Here is an 18,324-nt window from a genome sequence, read left to right as displayed (position 1 = left end):
CGGTTGGGATCAGAGCCCCCCGCACGCGGGCGGCCCAAGTCTGATGGCAGGATGGTCGCCCCGACGATCCTGAGGGGCCATGTCCGTGCACACGCCCGCCGACTACCTCGAACTGGCGCGTGCCGAGAACGACAGCGCCGCCCTGCATCGACTCGCGCGTTGTCCGTACCCCTTCGTCTGGCAGGCGGTGGCCGCCAATCCCTCCACGGCGCCCGGCACTCTGCTGGAACTGAGCACGGCCCAAGACAGCGCCTGGAACGACAACAGGCTCCTTCGCCTGCTGTCGGAACATCCGAGCGCTGACCATGCAGTGCTGCGAGCCGTCCGTGACGCCGTGGCGGCCAAACTCGCCGCCGGCGAACGACCCTATGGCGCTGTGCTCGCACTGGCAGGACGGACGGAACTAACGGCGGCAGAAGTGCGACAACTCGGGACTCTCCGTGGGGCTTCTGCGCGTCTGCGCAGTCAGCTGGACCAACGCCTCGGGCTCCGTACTTGACCCGTGCCCATCTCTGGTCGGCCCCAGGTGCAACGATCTTGAAGTGGCTGCAGTGATCACGGCGTCAGTGCCGTCCTGGACAGGCCCCTTCAGCGGGCTGAGCCCGCGCTGCTTCGGCAAGCTGGTGACCGCCGTGCGGCGCGAGACCGCTACCGAACTCCAGCGTGGGCGTCCCTGGGGGCTCCCACCCGGGGATCGCATTCTGCTTGTCACGGCGTACTGGAGGCGACCGTTGGGTTCACGGCCGTCGCCCCCCGACACGGAGCCGCCTGAGCGCTCCCGGCCGTCGGCGCGCGGAGGCGCGGCGCGACCATGCGGAGCGGGCGCACACGTGCTCACGACGCAGAGGTGCAGGCCCGTCGCCGACAGTACGCCGTCGGCGAGGCCGGCCGGACGAGCGCACCAGGCCGCCGTTGCCCGCGCCGGGAAGGCTGAGGCGCACCTGGCCGAACTGGAGGAACAGCTGAGCCGAGCCCGAGCGGAACTGCGCGAGGGCCACCGAGGAGGTCGGCCGGGTGGACACCGCGGTGAAGGACGCCGTCCCGACCGCCCTCACCGACGACGCCGCGGGCGAGGCTCAGCCGGTCCCTGTGGGACGCCGTCGGACCCGTCGATGCCGGGGATGCGGCCGGATCCGCCGGGCCGACCGATGGACAGAGAGCGAGCGGTGGGTTCGGCCAGTTGGCGTGATCAGGCTGTTTCGGGGCATTCGGGAGCTACAGCAGGTCACATCAGGAGGTAGATCATGATCGCGCTCGGCATCATTCTGCTTATCGTCGGTTTCCTCACCGGCATATCGATCCTGTGGACCCTCGGCATCATTCTTGCCGTGGTCGGCGCCGTCTTCTGGGTCATGGGTTCCATGGGGCACGCGGTCGCCGGTCGACGCCACTATTGGTGACCGTGATGTCACCGTTCGGCGCCCTCGTGCTGAGCGGGCGTCGCCTGCAAAGCCCGGGCCTTGCGGGGCAGGGGTCCGTGAGACAGCGAAGGATCCTTGTCCCCGCGGGGCGAGAGCGGCCGTAGGTCTCAGAACGCGTAACGCACCCGCAGCCACGGCACATGGGTATTGAGGAGTCCGCGCAGGGTGTGCACGGCTTCAGCTTTGACGGGGTTGCGGTAGCGGACGTTGGCGGCGCCGTTCTGGGAGCGCTTGCCCTGTTGCAGCTCGGGCTGCCACAGCAGGTCCTCGGCGCGGGGATGCCAGCCGAGGTTGACCTGGTGCAGGTCCGCGTTGTGGGTCAGCATGATGACCTCCGCCGCGGCCTGTTGCTTGACTCGTTGCGGTACGACGTCGTCGACCTGCCGCAGGAGGTCGGTCCAATCGTCTTGCCATCCGGGTCGCAGGACGACGGGGGACAGGTTGAAGTGGACTTCGTACCCGGCGTCCGCGAAGTCTGCCGCGGCGGCGATACGGTCGGCCACCGCCGAGGTCCGCAGGTCCAGCAGCCGGGCGTCGGCCGGGGGCATGATCGAGAAGCGGATCCGGGTGCGGCCGCGGGGGTCCAGTGCCAGCAGATCCGGGTTGACGAACTTTGTGGCGAAGGACGCCTTGGCGTGCGGCCAGCGGCCGAAGGCGGTGACAAGATCCGCGGTGTTGTCACAGATCAGCGCGTCCACCGAGCAGTCGCCGTTCTCGCCGATGTCGTACACCCAGGCCGTCTCGTCGCACTGGTTGGGCTCCCGTTTACGGCCTTGGCGGGCGATGTGCCGTGCCAGGTGCGCGATGATCTGGTCGATGTTGGTGAAGACGGTGATCGGATTGGCGTACCCCTTGCGACGGGGCACGTAGCAGTAGGCGCAGGCCATTGCGCAGCCGTTGGAGGGGCCGGGAGCGATGAAGTCGGCGGAGCGTCCGTTGGGCCGGGTGGTGAGGGTCTTGCGCTCGCCCAGGACCAGCGTCTCGCCCTTGACGCGGACCCATCGCTCGACGTTGTCCTCGTTGCCGTGCAGTCCCGGGATGCGCCAGTGGGAGTCCACCTCGACGACCTCTGCGGCGGGGAAGCGCGCGAGGATCTCGCGGCCGCGAGGTGACATGGCGGCCGACGGCTCGGCGTAGATGGTGCGGACAGGGAGCAGATGCCGGGCGGTGGAGGACTCGTGGAAGTGCGGGCCTGCGGCGGGCGTCTTGCGGGCGGTGGCACCGGGTGCCGCCGTGCTCGTCAGCGCTTCGAGGTCGAAGAGGGTGTCGGCACTGTCGTCGGGCTCGGCGGAGGGGTGTGTCATACGTGCATCTCTCGACGTTGGTGCACCATTAGGCCTCTATCGTACTTATTGTCATGCCCTGCTTGACGCGGTGAACGGTCGTCGCCTGGCTCTCTCTGGGGCGTGCGCGGTTGTCGGTCGACCGGCATGCCTCGGCGGGCCGGCTCATCACCGTGATGTCGGAGTGGCAGAGGCCTGGTAGCTGCGGGCGATCATTTGGGCATCAGTCGAGGTGAGACATACGTCCCAAGGGGACGGAAGGCAGGCAATAGCGGGTGCTCTCGCGCTCTGCCGGCCCAGGGGGTGATCGGGGGCTCGGCGAGCCGCTGTCGGGCCGCCACTAGGGTGGGCGCATGTCTGTGAACATCCATCTCTATCTCGACATCGAGAACCTTGCCTCCGCCGAAGAAGCCGACACGGTGGGGGTGACATTGGAAGAGCTCTTCAAGGAGCACGGGATCGAGTCGTGGATGTGGGTGGGTGTCTTCCACGACCCGCCCAAGGTTCTGACGAGCAGTGAGCACGGGCCGATCATCATCACCGGGTTCGGGAGATGGTCCGAGCAGTTCGAGTCCGACGTCACCAACGCGATCGGCGCCGTCGCGCCGAAGGCCCGCATCGACCTGAAGTGGGACTACCCGGACGAGGCGTGACAGGGCGTGGGCGTCCACCGGTGCGCGGAGTGCTGTACCAGCCGGGGGCGGCGGGATAGGGGAGACGCCCCGCCTCGGCGGCGCGGCGGCGAGGAGCGGTTGGCCGGAAGTGAGCCCAGGGATGCGTGCCGATCGGTCTGGACCATTGACCCGGACCCGTCATGACGGCACCCTGAAGCCCGCCGCCGGACGTGTGACTGAACGACCGTCACATACCTGAACCGACTGGGTAGGTGACCCTCCCGCGTCCCCGAGCACCGCCACCCTCCCCGGCTCACGACGAGGTGAACGCTCATGAGCACCACGCGAAGGAAGCTCCTCGGATACGCACTCGGCGGCGCGGCCGCCACGACGGTCGGCCTCCCCGCCGCCCCCGCACACGCCGCCTCCTGGCAGCTGAAGTGGTCCCCCTCGGCGAGCGGCGACGGACTCGGCGCCTTCGAGACCGTCGAGGACGACCGCGCCGGCTCCCACCCCTCCGGTGCCCCGCACATCTACACCACGGGCAACAACTGGCGCTTCACCATGCACACCGTCGACCGCGACACCTCCACCGACCGGCAGCGCCACGAGGTCACCGGCCTGCGCCTCGGCAGCGGCAGCAACTACCTCCGGTGGACCGAAGGCCAGTCGTGGCGCCTCACGTACTCGATGTACATCCCCAGTTCCCTGAAAGCGACTACGAGCTTCACCCACATCATGCAGATGAAACAGCCCGGCACCGGCTCCTCGCCCATCGTCGTGCAGTCGCTGCGCCGCGTGAACGGCGTGCAGACCATCGAACTCAAGCAGTTCACCGACGACATCCTCGTCGGCCGCACCGAACTGGAACCTCTCCAGGACCGCTGGATCGACGTGGACTTCCAGATCAAGATCGGCAACGGCTCGGCGGGCTCCCTGCGCTGGATCCTCAAGAGCGGCTCGACCACCGTCATCGACAAGTCCCGCAACGGCATCGACACCTTCCTCGCCGACCGTGTGCGCCCCAAGTGGGGCATCTACCGCTCCTTGGGCGACACTTCGGGCTCCCTGCAGAACTGCTATCTGCAGCTCAGCAACCTGCGCGGCTATCAACTCGTATGACGGTCGGCGCAATTGGGTGGCGAACAGATGGGGAAAGGGATGGCGGACCGTCCCGATCCTGCTGTCCGCGATGCTCGCGCCAACTTCGTCCGTGACTGGGTCGACCGCGAAGTGCCGATCAGCGTCGACCTCCTGGAGGAGGCCTACGCCCCCACCTCACGTCGGCGCTGGTGGCACAGAACCCCGCGCCCCGGCGGGCCAGACCGTCTCCATCACCTCGCGGCCGGCGGCGTACCTCCCGTCGGCCGCGAGGACGAGCCGCGCGAAGCGCACGGCGGCTTCTGGCCGCCCACCGCGCCGGGTCAGCCTCTACACGCGACGAGTCACCACGAAGTCAGAGTGCACGCGGCGGGGCCCCAACTGGCCTATGAACGTTGGGAGTCGTCGAGTGCAGCGGCGTACCCCGCACGGCTGTGGCTCAATGGGATCCGGCGGTTCCGCCGTGAGGCGGGCCGAGGTGGACACGCTCGCCGCGGACGGCACATGCTGCCCGCGAACGTGAGGAGCCGTTCGACGGCTGCTTGTTCGGGGTCGGTGCGCTCCAGCGGAATTGAGGAGGCCGCGCTCGCTGAGGTGGCGGGCGGCACCCTCTATTGCTGACCGGTCGGGCGCGAGACCGATCAGGTGGCCATCTGTTCGAGGTGGTGGTGGGGGCGGGCGCGCCGCCCCCACCGTTGATCGAGGCCGGTTCAGCGGGTCAGGAGGGCGCCGCTCATGAAGGAGTCACCGTCGTCGCCGGACAGGTAGTGCCAGCCGCCGACGGTCAGGTGCGCGCCGGAGGACACCACGGAGCTGACGCCGAGGCGGAGTTGCGGATCGTTCTCGGGCAGGTCGAGCGACCGCCAGCCCCCGGTGGGCGTCCAGGCCAGACCGACCGCCGCGTCGTCGTTGCCGCCCACGACGGCGATCCCACCGTGCGGGCGCAGGGTGATGGCCTGGAGGGAGAAGGTGCCTGCGGGCAGCGGCACCTCGCTCCACGAGGTCCCGTCCCAGTGCAGGGCCAGCCCCGCAGGGCGCTGCCGGTCGGTGTCCCGGGACCATCCCACCGCCCAGACGTCCGTCGGTGTGCGGGCGGCGATGTCGAAGAGGACGGACGATTCGGGGAACACGGGCGTGGCCGTCCGCGTCCACCGCAGACCGTCCCAGTGCACAGCGAGGGACTGACCCGTGTCGTAGTCCATGCCGACGACCCAGACGTCGTCCGGTGCCACCTGCTCGACCTGGTTCAGGCCCCAGTTCCCGGCCCCCGGGATCCGCACGGAGGTCCACCGGTGGCCGTCCCAGTGCTGTACGACCGGGACGTGGTCGAAGGTGTCCTGTGTGTAGCCCTGGCCCACCGCCCAGGCGTCCCGACCGGAGGACGAACTCACCGACAGCAGACTCGCTTCGACCGTCCCCTGCGGCAGACCCGTGTCGGAGGTCAGTTGCCAGGCGCCCGCCGCATAGCGCCCGACGAGGACTCCACCGTCCTCGCCCTGCCCCTGGTCACCGACGAAGAACGCCGAACCGTCGGGCGCGGTGGAGATGTCGTTGACTCTGCTGTTCCACTCCTCGGCGCCCGGCAGCGGTGTTCGCTGCCACGTCCCGCCCCGCGCGCGGTCCCGCTCGTACAGGGCGGGCGTGAACCGGATCGTGCCGTTCTCAGGGTTCTCGACGACCTCCGCACCGCCGGCCCACGTCTTCGACGGGCTCGGCTGGGCCACACTCATGACCGAGACGTTCCCCGTCGACATCTCCGTCCATGTCCCGCCACCCGCCGGTGCGGCTACGGCGGTCCCGCCGACTATCAGGGTGATGGCCCCCACCCCCGCCAGTTGCGCGGCGATCCTGCGCTTGACCGTCACGTCGTTTCCTCCGTCCCGGAGGGAACCGCTTCCCCCTATGTATCAATGCGCTGAGGGGTGTGTCTTGTTGCACTTCTGTCCCGCGGAGAGTGTCGCGGCGGATCAGCTCTGCGAGCGCCATTCACCGTCCCCCGCCGCACTGGCCTCGTCCGAGCCGCCTTTCCCGCGGCCGACCGGAGCGGCTGAGTGGCCAGCCCCCCAAGCGCGGAACTGTCCTGCCCTCAAGGACAGTTGTGGTCCTAACGTCGCCGTTGACCTGCTGGACGACGACGGGAGCCGGCCTTGAAGGAAGCCGCCGTGACCACGGGCTGGTTGTGGGCCCGGTGTCGTCAGGGGAGGAAAACTCGTACGGGTACGGGTACGGGGCGAAGGACGGCGAAGACCGGGCCCGGTGGCCGGGCCCGCTGGCCGACCCGCCGCCGGTGACGGCGGGTCGTCGACCTCTCCATCGGGGCGGTCAACTCGTCCGCCGCACACCTTCCGGTACGACGCGTCCGGTACGTCCGTCCGCCACTGCGCCCGCGCCCGGCCGTCGCCTCCCACCCATGCGCACACCGACGCGGCCGCCCGAGATGGATCGACCGTGTAGTGCTGGAGCGGCACGTGCGCGCTGCCCGCGTGCAGCGTGCCTCCGTCGGCGCTGAAGGCCAGGGTGTGTCGGTCTTCTCGTCGGACGTCGTCAGCTCGGAGCCCAGCGGCTGCTGCGTGGCGATGGCCCACAGCTGCAGACCTCGCCTCTCCACCCACGGCGAGCGTCCAGCCGTCGGGACTGACGGCGAGGGTGGTGACAGCCTCCGAGGTGTCGCCGAAGGTGGCCTCACCGATGTCGTCTGGGAGGGTCGGGAAGACGTTGCGCAGGAGGCCGGTGCGCTGCCGTAGCCGCCCGTCCCACAGCCGCGACGCGGCCCGTCTGGTCCCCCGCCACCAGTAGTGAGCCGTCGAGGAGTTCTCAGCCAGCTTGGCCGATGGTCACGATGCGGGATCCGGGAGCGAACTCGGCGAAGGACTGTTCCCAGGACTCGCCAGGCCAGTAGTAGGTCACACGGCCCTCAGAGGGCCTGTAATGGGCGGTGTAGATGGTTCCCAGCCCCTCGTCGTACGCGGATTGGTACAGCGGCGGCTTCAGCATCGCCGCCACGTCCGTACCGGCCGCACGAACAGCGCTCAGCCGCTGTTGGGTCCGGGAGAACTGCTCCTGGTCGTCAGGCACGGGCATGTGCTGATGGTTGGCAGCGCAGGCGTCCGGGGCCTCGGTCAGCGAGATGTCCGGCCCCACGAACACCGTCAGTGCCTGTTCGGGGTCGACAAGGGTGACGTTCTGCGGGATCGCGATCGGTATGGACTTCAGCTTGCTGACTGCCTCATCAACGGTGTCGCACGTTTCCAGCAAGTAGCGCAGGACGATGAGGATGGCGAAGCCCGGGCCGTGGACGAATCGCCCACCGAAGGTGAGTGAGACCGCGAGCCCGGCATCGTTCATTCCGTCCAACAAGCCCCAGGCGGCATCCTGCATTCCGATCACCGGCCGCAGGAAGTGGGAGGAGACAACGGTGCCCTCACACTCGTCAGGGCTGAAGTCGTAGTTGCGCAGCAGGGTGCCCCTGCCGCCGATCTGGGTGCAGCCCGAGAAGAAAGGTCGCAAGGTCGCAAGGGTGAGGAAGGTCTTCGCTTCCGGCCGGTCAAGCTGACCGGCGAGGCGGACCAGCACGGGGACCAGCTCAGGCATGTGTGCCTCGAACAGCCTCTGAGCACGATCCGCGCCCTCTAAAGTCCGGCTCTCCTCGGTCATCCACCCCTCCGCGAGCGGCCATAGAGCCTGTGTATGTGTGGTCCATTGCCCGTCGCTTCCGTCGCCGATCTCGATAGCGCGGAAGGTCTTCTGGTGTCGGCTCACGGCTGCCGCTCCCTTGCGGATGTCCGGTGACGTGACGGCAACCTAGCTAATTTCGCAGGTAGTTTACCAGATCAAGGCATGGTCGATGGAGGCATACGAAGCACTCACGGATCATGTAGAACGGTAGAGCAGGGTGTTCGCTGCGGGCCCTCGCCATCCGGGACCACGGCCAGCGGCCGACCCGCACCACCAGCCCACGGAACTTGTCATGTAGCGCTCAGACATGAACCGTTGTGACTTCTCTGCCGCTCCGTTGTGAGCCGGCAGAGGGGATGGGTCACGTGCCCAAGAAGTCTGACGAAGCCCTTCGTGGCCACGCCGTGCTGCTGGCGACACAGCGTTCGTCAGCACGGACGAACGCGAGGAACCGCGCAGGCTGCGGGCGGAGAACAAGCGGCTGCGTGAGGTCAACGCGGTACTGAAGTCCGCGACGATATTCCGCGCGGGGGGCGACGCCCGAAACCGGCGATGGTGGCGTTCGTCGATCAGATGCGAACTCCTGCGGGCGCGCATCCTCACCCAGCCGTCGATGCTCCCGCAGCGGGCCGCCGGCGGTGAGGGAGGTTTAGCTGTTCATGCAGGAGAGCCGCGGCCTGGAGGTCATTGGTGACCATCATCTGAGCCAGTCTGCCAGCGACTGCGATCACGTCAGTCCAGGCTGGAGCATCCAGATAGACCTCGTCCGGGGCACCGCGACCTACTTCTTCCTGCACGGTCGAGTAGACCTCGCCCAGCTCCTTGATGAGGGCCACTTCCTCCTCGGTCCGCAGGCTCTTGCCCAGCCACGGCGCGGGATCATCTGCGTTGCAAAAGTCGTCGAACAGCACGGTGACCACGTAGTCCAGATCCTCGAACTCCTCTGGCCGCAGCCAGACATCGCGCTGCCACGAGGGGCTCGCAAGGGCGAGAACCGCTGGCACAACATGGAGTCGGAAGACCGGGAACTCAATGCCGTGATCCGTCACGTTCCGAGCCTACTGGCAGGGCGAGGGCAGCGCCCCTGCCCAGTGCGCCTGTTCACGAAAGCGCGGCCAGAGCCACTGTCAAGGATCCCCATCAACGCAGACGCCTCCATGGAATCCGTAGAAGTCGGATCCGACACCGTCGTACGGGGGAAGCACAATCAGCGCATGCCTGAGACCTTCGTTGACCTGGGATCCGTCAATGCGCCGTCCGGTGTGCTGGTGCCCGGCATGGCCGGGTGGATCGACCACTGTCGGCACGCGCCGACCACGGCTGGCCGCTGGGGCAGCTCCGCCTTTCCTTGAAACGGACCGATGCCCGGGTGAGCCGTTCGAGGCGAGTCGCGAGTGCGAGCTGCTGAACTTCACTGGTGGCACGATGAGTTGGCAGTATGGGATGGGGGAGTTCATCGCTCCTGGCAGCCGGCCATTGTTTGGGCACGTGGACGAAGCCACATCAGCCATCAGCCCGCCGCCGCATTGGGGCGCATGCTGCGAGCGCTGCGTGCCAAGTGAGCCCTGAGGGGCGGATACGAGCAACCCTGAAGCTCACCGTGGGGTCTTCCAGCACAGGCGCTGCGACAGGGGCGACGAGTGAACGAAAACGCTGGAGGGTGCTCACATGAGAAGTGAACCCAATCTGTACCTGATGGTTCCTCACGGCTTCGATGATTCCGACGCGGATTCGCAAGTCCATCCCATGGCCCGGAAGTTGTTCCTCGGTTCAGCCGTGGCGGAGCCCTTCGAGGAAGCCGCCAAGTGGGTCGCCGCGCATGACGTCCGCGTGATTGATACCTCTTGGGAAAACGCTCCCGCCGGTGAAGAGTATTCGTACGTGTTGAGCCTGTACTTCTCCTTCGAGGACGACGGAATAGACGAAGCTGAAGACTGATTGATTGAGACGTGCGGAATCGCCAGCACGTTGAAGATGGGAATCCCTGTGCGATTCATGAGCAGGGGCGCTGTCATCCGATCAGCTGGCCTTCTCGGCTCTCAAAGGTGGTCGCCAGTAGCTGAAGCTACGATCCGCGGACCATTACCTTTGGGGGGAAATCATCACTGACACACCGCCACCACCGTTCTATCCACCCGCACCACCCGCGCCCCCGAGTCCACCGGAGAAGTCCCGCAACGGGGTCGTGATCGCTGCGGCCGCAGTAGTGATCGTTACCGTCATCGCCACCGGAATTCTGGTGGCACGGTCCGACGGCAGTGGCCCGGACACGTCGACAGCGGCCTCATCGAGTGCCCCGAGTTCCCCTGTCACGGAGGAGAGTGCCGAGGAGGTGGACTCGGAGCCGACGTATGCCGAACTCGGCTCGGACGACTTCTCGATCGAGTTGCAAACCACGTCTCGGCAGTGCTTTGGATCGGCAGGCTGTCTGCTCACCGTCGAGCCGGACCTGACGCTGGTCGGGGACAGCGCCGACATCGACCCGGATGTGGTGTACGAAATCACCTACGAGATCGAGGGAGACGAATCTGGACCGGTGGTCGCGACGGCCGAGCTGACGAACCAGGACGACCTGACATTCACCCCGTCGCGGATCAGTACCGATTCGTCCTCGACGGATGTGACGGTGGAGATCACCCAGGTCGACAGTCACCGCTAGTGCTGTGACCGCATAGGTTCGCCGGGTTGGTGGTCGTGGCGGTTGGATGTGCGGTGACGTCCGATCCGACCGCTGGAGGCGCGGTGGCCGAGCCTGTCCGTGTGCGCAGACTGACCGACCAGGAGGGGCAGAAGCTGCAGCAGATCGTGCGCCGCGGCAGTACGAGCTCGGTGCGCTACCGGCGCGCGATGATACTGCTGGCCTCGGCCGGCGGGAACCGGGTGCCGGTGATCGCCCAGCTCGTGCAGGCCGATGAGGACACCGTCCGGGACGTGATCCACCGGTTCAACGAGATCGGCCTGGCCTGCCTGGACCCTCAGTGGGCGGGAGGCCGCCCCCGCCCGCTCAGTCGTGACGACGAGGACTTCGTCGTTCAGACGGCCACCACCCGTCCCACCAAGCTCGGCCAGCCCTTCACCCGCTGGTCGCTGCGCAAGTTGGTCGCATACCTGCGGAAAGTCCACGGCCGGGTCATTCGCATCGGCCGCGAAGCGTTACGCGGTCTGCTCGCTCGCCGCGGCGTCACCTTCCCGCGCACCAAGACGTGGAAGGAGTCCCCGGACCCGGAACGCGAGGCGAAGCTGGACCGGATCGAGGAGGTGCTGGACCGCTTTCCGGACCGGGTCTTCGCGTTCGACGAGTTCGGCCCACTCGGAATTCGGCCCACCGCAGGCTCGGGCTGGGCCAGGCAGGGGCACCCCGACCGGCTGCCGGCCACCTACCACCGCACCCATGGTGTCCGGTACTTCCACGGCTGTTACTCGGTCGGCGACGACACGTTGTGGGGCGTCAACCGGCGCAGGAAGGGTGCTGGGAACACGCTGGCCGCGCTGAAGTCGATCCGCGCCGCCCGCCCCGATGGCGCACAGATCTACAAGATCATGGACAACCTGTCCGCCCACAGAGGCTCCGACATCCGCCGCTGGGCCAAGAAGCACAAGGTCGAACTGTGTTTCACCCCGATCTACGCGTCCTGCGCCAACCCGATCGAGGCCCACTTCGGGCCGCTGCGGCAGTTCACCATCGCCAACTCCCGCCACCGCAACCACATCGTGCAGACCCGGGCCCTGCACGCATACCTTCGGTGGCGCAACGCCAACGCCCGCCACCGGTACGTCCTGGCTGCCGAACGCCGTGAGCGCGCCCGGGTCCGCAGTGAGAAGGGCATCCGCTGGGGCGGGCGCACCTGCAAGGCCGTAGCCTGACGAAACCATCGCCGAGCCAGCGCACGGCTCTCCATGAGAGGCTGGACGGCATGGGGGCAGCGTCGGGCGATCAGGATTCTCGGGAGTTCCTGGCCGGAATCCGCATCGGTGACCTCTGTAGCGGGACTGTCGCAGAGGTCACGCGGTCTCGGGGGGTGACGGTGACCCTGGACGGATTCTCCGCACGCCCGCTGGGGATCATCTGGCCTTTGGACGTCTCCTGGAGTTGGAATCAGTCTGCGGCCGTGAAGGTCGGCCAGCGGATCACCGCCGAGGTGATCGCCATTGATCCGGATGAGGGCCGAGCCCGGCTGGCGATGACCGCCACCGAGAACCCGGAACTGTGGGCGTTCCTGAAATCACGTCACCGCGGCGAGATCCTTTCCGGCACGATCACAGCCATCGAACGGTTCGGGGTGTTCGTGGCGCTGGACGACGGCCCCGACCATCCGGTCTTCCCCGGCGTCGGGTTCATCACGATCCCCGAACTGTCGTGGCGACACATCGAAGCAGTTTCGGACGTCGTTCAGGTCGGGCAGCGTGTCTCATGTGAGTTCCTCCAGTTCGACACATGGAACGGAGAGGCCAGGCTGTCCCTGAAAGCGACACAGCCGGACCCCTTCCAGGCATTCGCGGTTGGCCAAACGCTGAAGGGACAGGTCACCAAATTGGTCCCGTTCGGCTTCTTCGTCCAGGTCGCCGACGGCATTGAGGGACTGGTACATCTTCACGAGCTCACCTCGACGCCCGTGCCAACTCCACAGGACGTCGTTGAGGCCGGCGACGAGGTGACGGTCGTCGTCACGGACGTCGACCGAGAGCGGCGCAGGCTGATCCTCTCCCGACAGCAGGTGTCACCTGACTCCCGGTGACACCTGCACGTCACCGTCACAAGGGTTCCCCTGCACGAGTGCTCCGTGTCTTCGGGGCAGGGCCTTGCCTTAACCCGGCGAACCTACGCGGTCACAGCACTCGGGGAATGCCACACCGACGGCTATGTCCGGGGTCGACGAACTCCTGGCTGATGTCCTGCCGCCCTTGTGTGAGGCGGAGATCGGGCCGAACCGGGGCGGTGCCCGCCCTCGCAAGTCCCTGTGGTTGCGCGCGGATCCGTTCATCTTGTTCGGCGCCGAGGCGAGCCGTACCGCTGGCCTGTGGTGGGCCCTACGTTCGACTGGGTGACCGGCCGCTTCACCGGATGCACATCGTTGGAGTACGAGGTGGTCGCCGCTGGGTCCAGCGGTGGTCTCGCCTATCTGATCGCCATTGAGCGGATCACTGCCACGGCCAACGGTGTCCCGACGTCCTGCGCCTTGCGAGCGACCACGCTCTTCCGTAAGGAAGATGGCACTTGTAAGGCAGCCCACCGCCATGGCGATCCGTGCCGTCAGGGCGAGTGAATCCTGCATCAGCCCGTACCTGTTGATCCTGCGCGTGGTCAGCTCACGGAACCTTGCGATTGCGCAGCCAGGTCACGGAGCCTCTTCTGCCCGTCCGGCGCAGAGCCGCCGGAATCTGATAGCCGGTCAACAGCACGAGAGGGCCGGCGATGGTGAGATCCAGTGCCCACTCACGGGGGAGAAGCCAGTTGAGCTGAACGAGGAGCCGGCTGAGGGTGTGGGTGCGGTTGGCGACCAGGTCTGTGCGACGGCCGGTGAATACGGCCCAGCCAGAGATGTCGTGATCGAGGAGGATCGCGACGCCCAGGGCGTGCCGCTCAGTTCGCTGGGTGGCCCGGAGCGATGTCATGGGTGTCGCTCAACGTCAGCACGGGGGTGAGGCTGCCCATGAGACTTTCCGTCGCCTCAGGGGCGAGCAGAAAACCGACGTGGTCGCCGCCGTCGATGCGATTCTCCACGCGCCCGACAAACCAGGCGGGAGCCTCGTCCAGAACCGGTAGGCCGCCCGGTCCCGCGTGCCAACTGACCTGAGTGAACTTGTCGGTGTGGTCGCCGGTTTCACCGCCGAAGAGCCGGGCCAACCGGTCCTGGTCGTGGCGAAGCAGATGGACCGCGAGTCGGTCGGCGCGCTCGGCTACGCGGTACGTCCGGTTGGCTTTGGACAGCCAGACCATGAACCGGGCGGGTCGAATCGAGCACTGCGAGGCGAATCCGACCAGACATCCGGCCATTTCCCCGTCGGCCTGCGTGGTCACGACGTACATCGGGTAGTCGAGCAGGTCGGTGAATGGGTCGAGATCGGTCACGGTCTTCGTCTTCCCGCTCAGAGATCGGATATGGGTCAAGCATTCACCAGCTCCGTGCCCCGCGCCCGCGGTGTGCGTACGACTATCAGGACGCCGGCTGGGGCTAGGCCGACGCCGACGGCCTGACCAAGACCTCCGGCAACACCGAGGGCCCGCGCTCGAAGAAGTCCGCCCTCTACACGCCGCGCCTGAACGGCGAGAAGGAACTCGACGGCACCGCCCGGGTGGAGAAGGTCACCGACTCCACCGGCACCACCAACGCCCGCTGGTCGTCCAAGACCAGCAGTCACACCTACAGCTGGGGCACCATTGACTCCTGGCACCCGCACCGCCAAGCAGAAGACCAGCCACGCCCGCAACACCTCCGCCTGGCTGGTCAACGCGGTCTCACGAACCAAGACGTACAGCACCACGTGTGCGGCAATTCCCGTCACCCCCGACGACGCCGTCTCCCACATCACCACCGCCTACGTCGGCCAGACAGCCGAAGTGGCGCCCACCAAGGGCGAACTCACCGCCACCTACCGGGTGGCGAGCCACAGCCCGGTCGACAAGAGCCCCGTCTACGAACAGGTCTCCAGCTGCACGCACCTACGACAAGCCGGGTCGCCCGCTCACCCGTGTATCGAGAGCGGAGATCGAGAAAGGACGCCTCGTCACAGCACGAGCGGGTCGTTGGCTGCGTAGACGGCGGCGGTCAGTCCCGAAGCGTGCGCCTGTGGGCGCAGGAGGTCGGCGACGACGTTGGTGACGGTGCGGTGCCAGAGGCTGGAACGCCGCAGCATGGCGTGATCCCCCTTGCGGATGAGGATGATGCCGGCGCAGGCCCCGGCCGTTCGGGCGGTGTTGACGTAGTGCGCGGAGGCTCGGGGGCTGGTCACGCGGTCGTGCTCGCCATGTACGACGACGGTCCGCTTTCCGCTCAACTGCCCGGTGGGTTCGCCGGGCGGCAGCCATGGCGCGAGCGCGAGGACACCGTGTACCTGGGGGTGCGAGGCTGCCCGAAGGGCTGCTCTGCCTCCCATGGAATGGCCGATGAGGACGGTCGGCACCGGTCCGGTGATCTGCTGCAGTTCGTTGAGCGCGCGGTAGGTGTCGTAGAGAGGATCGTTCTGGTTCCAGCCGCGGTGGCGGTAGCGCACGTGTGCCAGAACTAGGTCGTTGAGGGGTGTCGAGGATGCTGCCGCGCGGAGCACGGGGCGCATTCTCAGTGCCGCCAGGTGCCAGGGCCGGGATGTCTCGTAGCTCTCCGCCCTTCCTCCGTGCAGGGTGACGATCGCAGCACGCGGCTGCTGCGGGCAGTGCCGCAGCCACAGTGCCGATGCGGCTGACCTACCGTCGTGATCCCACACGGGTGACACTCTGCCTTCCTTTCCGGAGTCACGGTGCAGTGACCTCTCGTGCGAAGAATCCGCAGCCGCCGCCGGAAAGGCTTGGTGCTCCGGTGCAGGCACCCGCGATTAGAACGACGACGTACGCCCCAAGAGCGGAGCAGAGCGAAGCGGTTTCGGCGAGTTCTGTAGGCGCTCAACCTTGGAATCCGTAGCGGAATGCAGGACGGATTGGTATGCGATCTTCTTTCACCTGATCAGGTCTACGACCAATCCGCCCAGCGGTCAGAACCGGATTCCCCCCGTGAGGGACGAAGCGAAGGATCAGCGAGTACGGCCGGGTTGGTCTCGTCTGGCGCTGGGTGCGCTGAGCGGGGTGCTGGCCGGCTTCACCGCGCTGGCGGCGGCCGAGTTGGTCGCTGCTGCGGTGCGTCCGCAGTCCAGTCCGGTCATCGCGGTGGGCGGGGCGTCCATCGACGCAACCCCCGCTGCGGTCAAGGACTGGGCGATCCGCCACTTCGGCACCAACGACAAGCTCGTCCTGCAGCTCGGCATCCTTGGCGCGCTGACGGTGCTGGCTGTGGCGTTGGGTGTGCTGGCGGTGCGGTTTCGGCGGGTCGGAGCCGCCGGAGTCCTTCTCTTCGGAGCCGTCGGGGTGGCAGCCGCCGTCAGCCGCCCCGACTCCAGCAGCTTCACCGACGCACTCCCATCCGCCGCCGGGGGCCTGGCCGGTGCGCTGCTCCTGTACGTGCTGGTGGGCCGCCTCACCGTGGTGCGGCGGGCGGCATCGTCGGCATCCGGCTCCGCGACGGACGAAGCGGGAGACGCTCCGCGTGAGTCCGCAGACTGGGACCGGCGGGGGTTCGTCGTCGCGGCCGTATCCGCGGCAGCGGCCTCGGCCGCGGTCGGCGCGATCGGGCGGTCACTGCAGTCCGCCCGCGGCCAGGACGCGATCGCTTCCCGTGCGGAGGTCGTGCTGCCGTCCCCCGGGTCGCCGGCGCAACCGGTCCCCAGGAGGGCTGGACTCCGCGCGCCAGGGATCAGCTCCTTCATCACCCCCAACGCGGACTTCTACCGGGTGGACACCGCCCTGGTGGTGCCGAAGGTGGACGCGAACTCCTGGCGGCTACGGATCCACGGCAAAGGCGTGCGGCGTCCCCGGACCTACTCCTTCGACGACCTGCTGCGCAGGGAGCTGATCGAACGGGACATCACCCTGACCTGTGTATCCAACGAGGTTGGTGGCCCCTATGTGGGCAACGCCCGCTGGATCGGCGTACGGCTGGTCGACCTGCTCGCCGAGTGCGGCATCAAGCCTCCGTCCCGTGGCGGGCCGGCGGATCAGTTGGTGTCCCGGTCGGTGGACGGCATGACGATCGGCAGCCCGGTCGAGGACGTCATGGACGGCCGCGACGCGATGCTGGCTCTCGGCATGAACGGCGAGCCGTTGCCCTTCGACCACGGCTTCCCGGTCCGGATGGTCGTCCCTGGCCTGTACGGCTTCGTGTCGGCCTGCAAGTGGATCGAGGACATCGAGCTCACCACGTTCGATTCCTACGACCCGTACTGGGTCAAGCGCGGCTGGGCCCGCAGGGCCCCGATCAAGACCGCGTCGCGGATCGACACGCCCAAGCCGTTCGCCCGTCCCAAGGCCGGCACGGTGATGGTTGCCGGAGTCGCCTGGGCTCAGCACCGGGGCATCGACAAGGTCGAGGTCCGTGTCGACGACGGCCCGTGGCAGGAGGCCGAGCTGGCCGCCGAGGACACGCGCGACACCTGGCGGCAGTGGTCGCTTGCCTGGCGGGCTACCAAGGGCGGCCACACCCTCACCGTCCGCGCCACCGACCGGACCGGCGCCGTGCAGACCGACCAACGCACCCGCACGATCCCCGACGGCGCCAGCGGATGGCATTCCGTCGTCGTGACCGTCGGGTGAATCCCCACCCCCTCAAGGGCTCCGTGCCCTTGCCCTGAACCACCTTTCCGCAACACCCCCAACACAGCTGCAGCACGCTGCACTGTCCGACAGGAGAATGTGATGAACACCCGAATCCGCCGTACCGCCGGTCTCGTCGTCGCGGCCGCCGTTCTTCCCCTGGCCCTGACCGCCTGCTCCAACGACAGCAGTGACTCGGCCAAGGCTGATTCCTCGAACGAGGCGTCGGCTTCTGCCGCCGAGAGCGGCGACGACATGGGCGGCTCGACGGCCTCCGCGAGCAGCATGGACGAGCCGTTCGGCCCCGCCTGTGCCTCCGTGCCGAAGGACGGTGCCGGTTCCTTCGACGGTATGGCCAAGGACCCGGTGGCCACGGCCGCGTCCAACAACCCCGCGCTGTCCACGCTCGTGTCGGCGGTGGAGAAGGCCGGGCTGGTCGACACCCTCAACAACGCGCAGAACATCACCGTGTTCGCCCCGACCAACGACGCCTTCGCGAAGATCCCGAAGGCCACCCTGGACAAGGTCCTGAACGACAAGGCCCAGCTGACGAAGATCCTCACCTACCACGTCGTCGGCCAGAAGCTCACCCCCAAGGACCTGGAGAACGGCTCCTTCGACACCCTGGAGAAGTCGAAGGTCATGACCTCCGGCTCGGGCGAGTCCTACACGGTCAACGACTCCGCGAAGGTCGTCTGCGGCAACGTCAAGACCGCGAACGCCAACGTCTACATCATCGACACCGTGCTGATGCCCAAGAGCTGACACCACCGAGAGCCGAGGACGCACGCCGGCCCGGTCGCCTTGACGGGAGCGACTCGGGTGGCGTGCGTCCTCCCACCGGGCGTCCTCCAGCCACCCCACCTGCGGGGCCGGCGGATGCCTTCATCAAA

The 18,324-nt window shown here is 67.5% G+C and carries 20 protein-coding genes and 1 pseudogene; 14 read left to right on the top strand and 7 right to left on the bottom strand.

Translation table 11 applies throughout. The features are described 5' to 3' along the window. Positions 1 to 79 precede the first annotated feature (79 nt). From ACIHIX_RS24865 to ACIHIX_RS24855, 3 genes and pseudogenes are all read left to right on the top strand, one after another. Entirely contained in the window at positions 80 to 499 is a 420-nt protein-coding gene (locus ACIHIX_RS24865) for a hypothetical protein (RefSeq protein WP_399959672.1), read from the top strand. 43 nt (positions 500 to 542) lie between these two features. Next, positions 543 to 755: pseudogene (locus ACIHIX_RS24860) on the top strand (IS5/IS1182 family transposase); the annotation flags it as partial. Positions 756 to 1,244: 489 nt separating this feature from the next. Further along, positions 1,245 to 1,400, top strand: a complete 156-nt coding sequence (locus tag ACIHIX_RS24855; protein ID WP_146238291.1) for a DUF6131 family protein — start codon at positions 1,245 to 1,247, stop codon at positions 1,398 to 1,400. A 128-nt stretch (positions 1,401 to 1,528) separates the two neighbouring features. Here the strand turns inward: ACIHIX_RS24855 and ACIHIX_RS24850 are convergent, their stop codons facing one another. Beyond that, positions 1,529 to 2,725, bottom strand: coding sequence for a spore photoproduct lyase family protein (locus ACIHIX_RS24850; protein WP_399959670.1), 1,197 nt, complete (start codon positions 2,723 to 2,725; stop codon positions 1,529 to 1,531). A 332-nt stretch (positions 2,726 to 3,057) separates the two neighbouring features. Between ACIHIX_RS24850 and ACIHIX_RS24845 the strand changes: the two genes are divergently transcribed. Next, the gene (locus tag ACIHIX_RS24845) at positions 3,058 to 3,357 is read left to right on the top strand and encodes a hypothetical protein (RefSeq protein WP_399959668.1); all 300 of its coding nucleotides are present in this window, start codon (positions 3,058 to 3,060) and stop codon (positions 3,355 to 3,357) included. A gap of 294 nt (positions 3,358 to 3,651) precedes the next feature. Continuing rightward, a complete protein-coding gene (locus tag ACIHIX_RS24840; RefSeq protein ID WP_399959666.1) occupies positions 3,652 to 4,440 on the top strand; it encodes a Tat pathway signal sequence domain protein in 789 nt (262 codons plus the stop codon). Between the two features lie 689 nt (positions 4,441 to 5,129). On the opposite strand, the gene ACIHIX_RS24835 is transcribed toward ACIHIX_RS24840, so the two are convergent. From ACIHIX_RS24835 to ACIHIX_RS24825, 3 genes are all read right to left on the bottom strand, one after another. Then, a complete protein-coding gene (locus ACIHIX_RS24835; protein ID WP_399959664.1) occupies positions 5,130 to 6,284 on the bottom strand; it encodes a hypothetical protein in 1,155 nt (384 codons plus the stop codon). Between the two features lie 949 nt (positions 6,285 to 7,233). Further along, positions 7,234 to 8,178 carry a C45 family autoproteolytic acyltransferase/hydolase gene (locus ACIHIX_RS24830; protein WP_399959662.1) on the bottom strand — a complete coding sequence of 315 codons (945 nt, stop codon included), beginning with the start codon at positions 8,176 to 8,178 and terminating at the stop codon, positions 7,234 to 7,236. Positions 8,179 to 8,693: 515 nt separating this feature from the next. Then, positions 8,694 to 9,143 carry a hypothetical protein gene (locus ACIHIX_RS24825; RefSeq protein WP_399959660.1) on the bottom strand — a complete coding sequence of 150 codons (450 nt, stop codon included), beginning with the start codon at positions 9,141 to 9,143 and terminating at the stop codon, positions 8,694 to 8,696. Positions 9,144 to 9,308: 165 nt separating this feature from the next. Between ACIHIX_RS24825 and ACIHIX_RS24820 the strand changes: the two genes are divergently transcribed. The 6 genes from ACIHIX_RS24820 to ACIHIX_RS24795 all read left to right on the top strand — a co-directional run bounded on the left by ACIHIX_RS24820 (position 9,309) and on the right by ACIHIX_RS24795 (position 13,358). Next, positions 9,309 to 9,446 (top strand): hypothetical protein, encoded by a 138-nt coding sequence (locus tag ACIHIX_RS24820; protein ID WP_399959658.1) that lies wholly within the window; start codon positions 9,309 to 9,311, stop codon positions 9,444 to 9,446. A gap of 316 nt (positions 9,447 to 9,762) precedes the next feature. Next, complete coding sequence (locus tag ACIHIX_RS24815; protein ID WP_399959657.1) at positions 9,763 to 10,032, top strand: hypothetical protein; 270 nt, start codon at positions 9,763 to 9,765, stop codon at positions 10,030 to 10,032. 247 nt (positions 10,033 to 10,279) lie between these two features. Next, a complete protein-coding gene (locus ACIHIX_RS24810) occupies positions 10,280 to 10,753 on the top strand; it encodes a hypothetical protein (protein ID WP_399959655.1) in 474 nt (157 codons plus the stop codon). 83 nt (positions 10,754 to 10,836) lie between these two features. Then, on the top strand, positions 10,837 to 11,958 hold the full coding sequence (locus tag ACIHIX_RS24805) for an IS630 family transposase (RefSeq protein ID WP_399959653.1): 1,122 nt from the start codon (positions 10,837 to 10,839) through the stop codon (positions 11,956 to 11,958). Between the two features lie 50 nt (positions 11,959 to 12,008). After that, positions 12,009 to 12,830 carry a S1 RNA-binding domain-containing protein gene (locus ACIHIX_RS24800; RefSeq protein ID WP_399959652.1) on the top strand — a complete coding sequence of 274 codons (822 nt, stop codon included), beginning with the start codon at positions 12,009 to 12,011 and terminating at the stop codon, positions 12,828 to 12,830. Positions 12,831 to 13,136: 306 nt separating this feature from the next. Next, positions 13,137 to 13,358, top strand: a complete 222-nt coding sequence (locus ACIHIX_RS24795) for a hypothetical protein (RefSeq protein ID WP_399959650.1) — start codon at positions 13,137 to 13,139, stop codon at positions 13,356 to 13,358. A 43-nt stretch (positions 13,359 to 13,401) separates the two neighbouring features. Here the strand turns inward: ACIHIX_RS24795 and ACIHIX_RS24790 are convergent, their stop codons facing one another. Both ACIHIX_RS24790 and ACIHIX_RS24785 read right to left on the bottom strand, forming a co-directional pair. Then, entirely contained in the window at positions 13,402 to 13,707 is a 306-nt protein-coding gene (locus tag ACIHIX_RS24790; protein ID WP_399959648.1) for a hypothetical protein, read from the bottom strand. Next, entirely contained in the window at positions 13,676 to 14,164 is a 489-nt protein-coding gene (locus ACIHIX_RS24785; protein WP_399959646.1) for a flavin reductase family protein, read from the bottom strand. Before ACIHIX_RS24785 ends, ACIHIX_RS24790 begins: the two co-directional genes overlap by 32 nt. A gap of 309 nt (positions 14,165 to 14,473) precedes the next feature. Here ACIHIX_RS24785 and ACIHIX_RS24780 point away from each other — a divergent pair, with 309 nt between their 5' ends. Then, positions 14,474 to 14,851 carry a hypothetical protein gene (locus tag ACIHIX_RS24780; protein WP_399959645.1) on the top strand — a complete coding sequence of 126 codons (378 nt, stop codon included), beginning with the start codon at positions 14,474 to 14,476 and terminating at the stop codon, positions 14,849 to 14,851. Here ACIHIX_RS24780 and ACIHIX_RS24775 read toward each other — a convergent pair. Further along, entirely contained in the window at positions 14,821 to 15,516 is a 696-nt protein-coding gene (locus ACIHIX_RS24775) for an alpha/beta fold hydrolase (protein ID WP_399959643.1), read from the bottom strand. The genes ACIHIX_RS24780 and ACIHIX_RS24775 overlap by 31 nt on opposite strands. A 283-nt stretch (positions 15,517 to 15,799) precedes the next feature. Between ACIHIX_RS24775 and ACIHIX_RS24770 the strand changes: the two genes are divergently transcribed. Both ACIHIX_RS24770 and ACIHIX_RS24765 read left to right on the top strand, forming a co-directional pair. Beyond that, positions 15,800 to 17,431, top strand: a complete 1,632-nt coding sequence (locus ACIHIX_RS24770; RefSeq protein WP_399959641.1) for a sulfite oxidase — start codon at positions 15,800 to 15,802, stop codon at positions 17,429 to 17,431. 102 nt (positions 17,432 to 17,533) lie between these two features. Further along, complete coding sequence (locus tag ACIHIX_RS24765) at positions 17,534 to 18,196, top strand: fasciclin domain-containing protein (protein WP_399959639.1); 663 nt, start codon at positions 17,534 to 17,536, stop codon at positions 18,194 to 18,196. Positions 18,197 to 18,324 lie beyond the last annotated feature (128 nt).

The sequence above is a fragment of the Streptomyces sp. NPDC051913 genome, from assembly GCF_044593635.1.
Classification (GTDB): Bacteria; Actinomycetota; Actinomycetes; order Streptomycetales; family Streptomycetaceae; genus Streptomyces.
The sequence above is the reverse complement of the archived record's forward strand: the minus strand, read 5'-3'. Positions and strand labels throughout refer to the sequence as shown.

Coding starts and splice junctions, on each gene's coding strand:
- ACIHIX_RS24815 (WP_399959657.1), top strand. CDS start 9,763: ATGAGAAGTGAACCCAATCTGTACCTGATGGTTCCTCACGGCTTCGAT.
- ACIHIX_RS24855 (WP_146238291.1), top strand. CDS start 1,245: ATGATCGCGCTCGGCATCATTCTGCTTATCGTCGGTTTCCTCACCGGC.
- ACIHIX_RS24850 (WP_399959670.1), bottom strand. CDS start 2,725: ATGACACACCCCTCCGCCGAGCCCGACGACAGTGCCGACACCCTCTTC.
- ACIHIX_RS24840 (WP_399959666.1), top strand. CDS start 3,652: ATGAGCACCACGCGAAGGAAGCTCCTCGGATACGCACTCGGCGGCGCG.
- ACIHIX_RS24800 (WP_399959652.1), top strand. CDS start 12,009: ATGGGGGCAGCGTCGGGCGATCAGGATTCTCGGGAGTTCCTGGCCGGA.
- ACIHIX_RS24820 (WP_399959658.1), top strand. CDS start 9,309: ATGCCTGAGACCTTCGTTGACCTGGGATCCGTCAATGCGCCGTCCGGT.
- ACIHIX_RS24790 (WP_399959648.1), bottom strand. CDS start 13,707: ATGACATCGCTCCGGGCCACCCAGCGAACTGAGCGGCACGCCCTGGGC.
- ACIHIX_RS24865 (WP_399959672.1), top strand. CDS start 80: ATGTCCGTGCACACGCCCGCCGACTACCTCGAACTGGCGCGTGCCGAG.
- ACIHIX_RS24845 (WP_399959668.1), top strand. CDS start 3,058: ATGTCTGTGAACATCCATCTCTATCTCGACATCGAGAACCTTGCCTCC.
- ACIHIX_RS24765 (WP_399959639.1), top strand. CDS start 17,534: ATGAACACCCGAATCCGCCGTACCGCCGGTCTCGTCGTCGCGGCCGCC.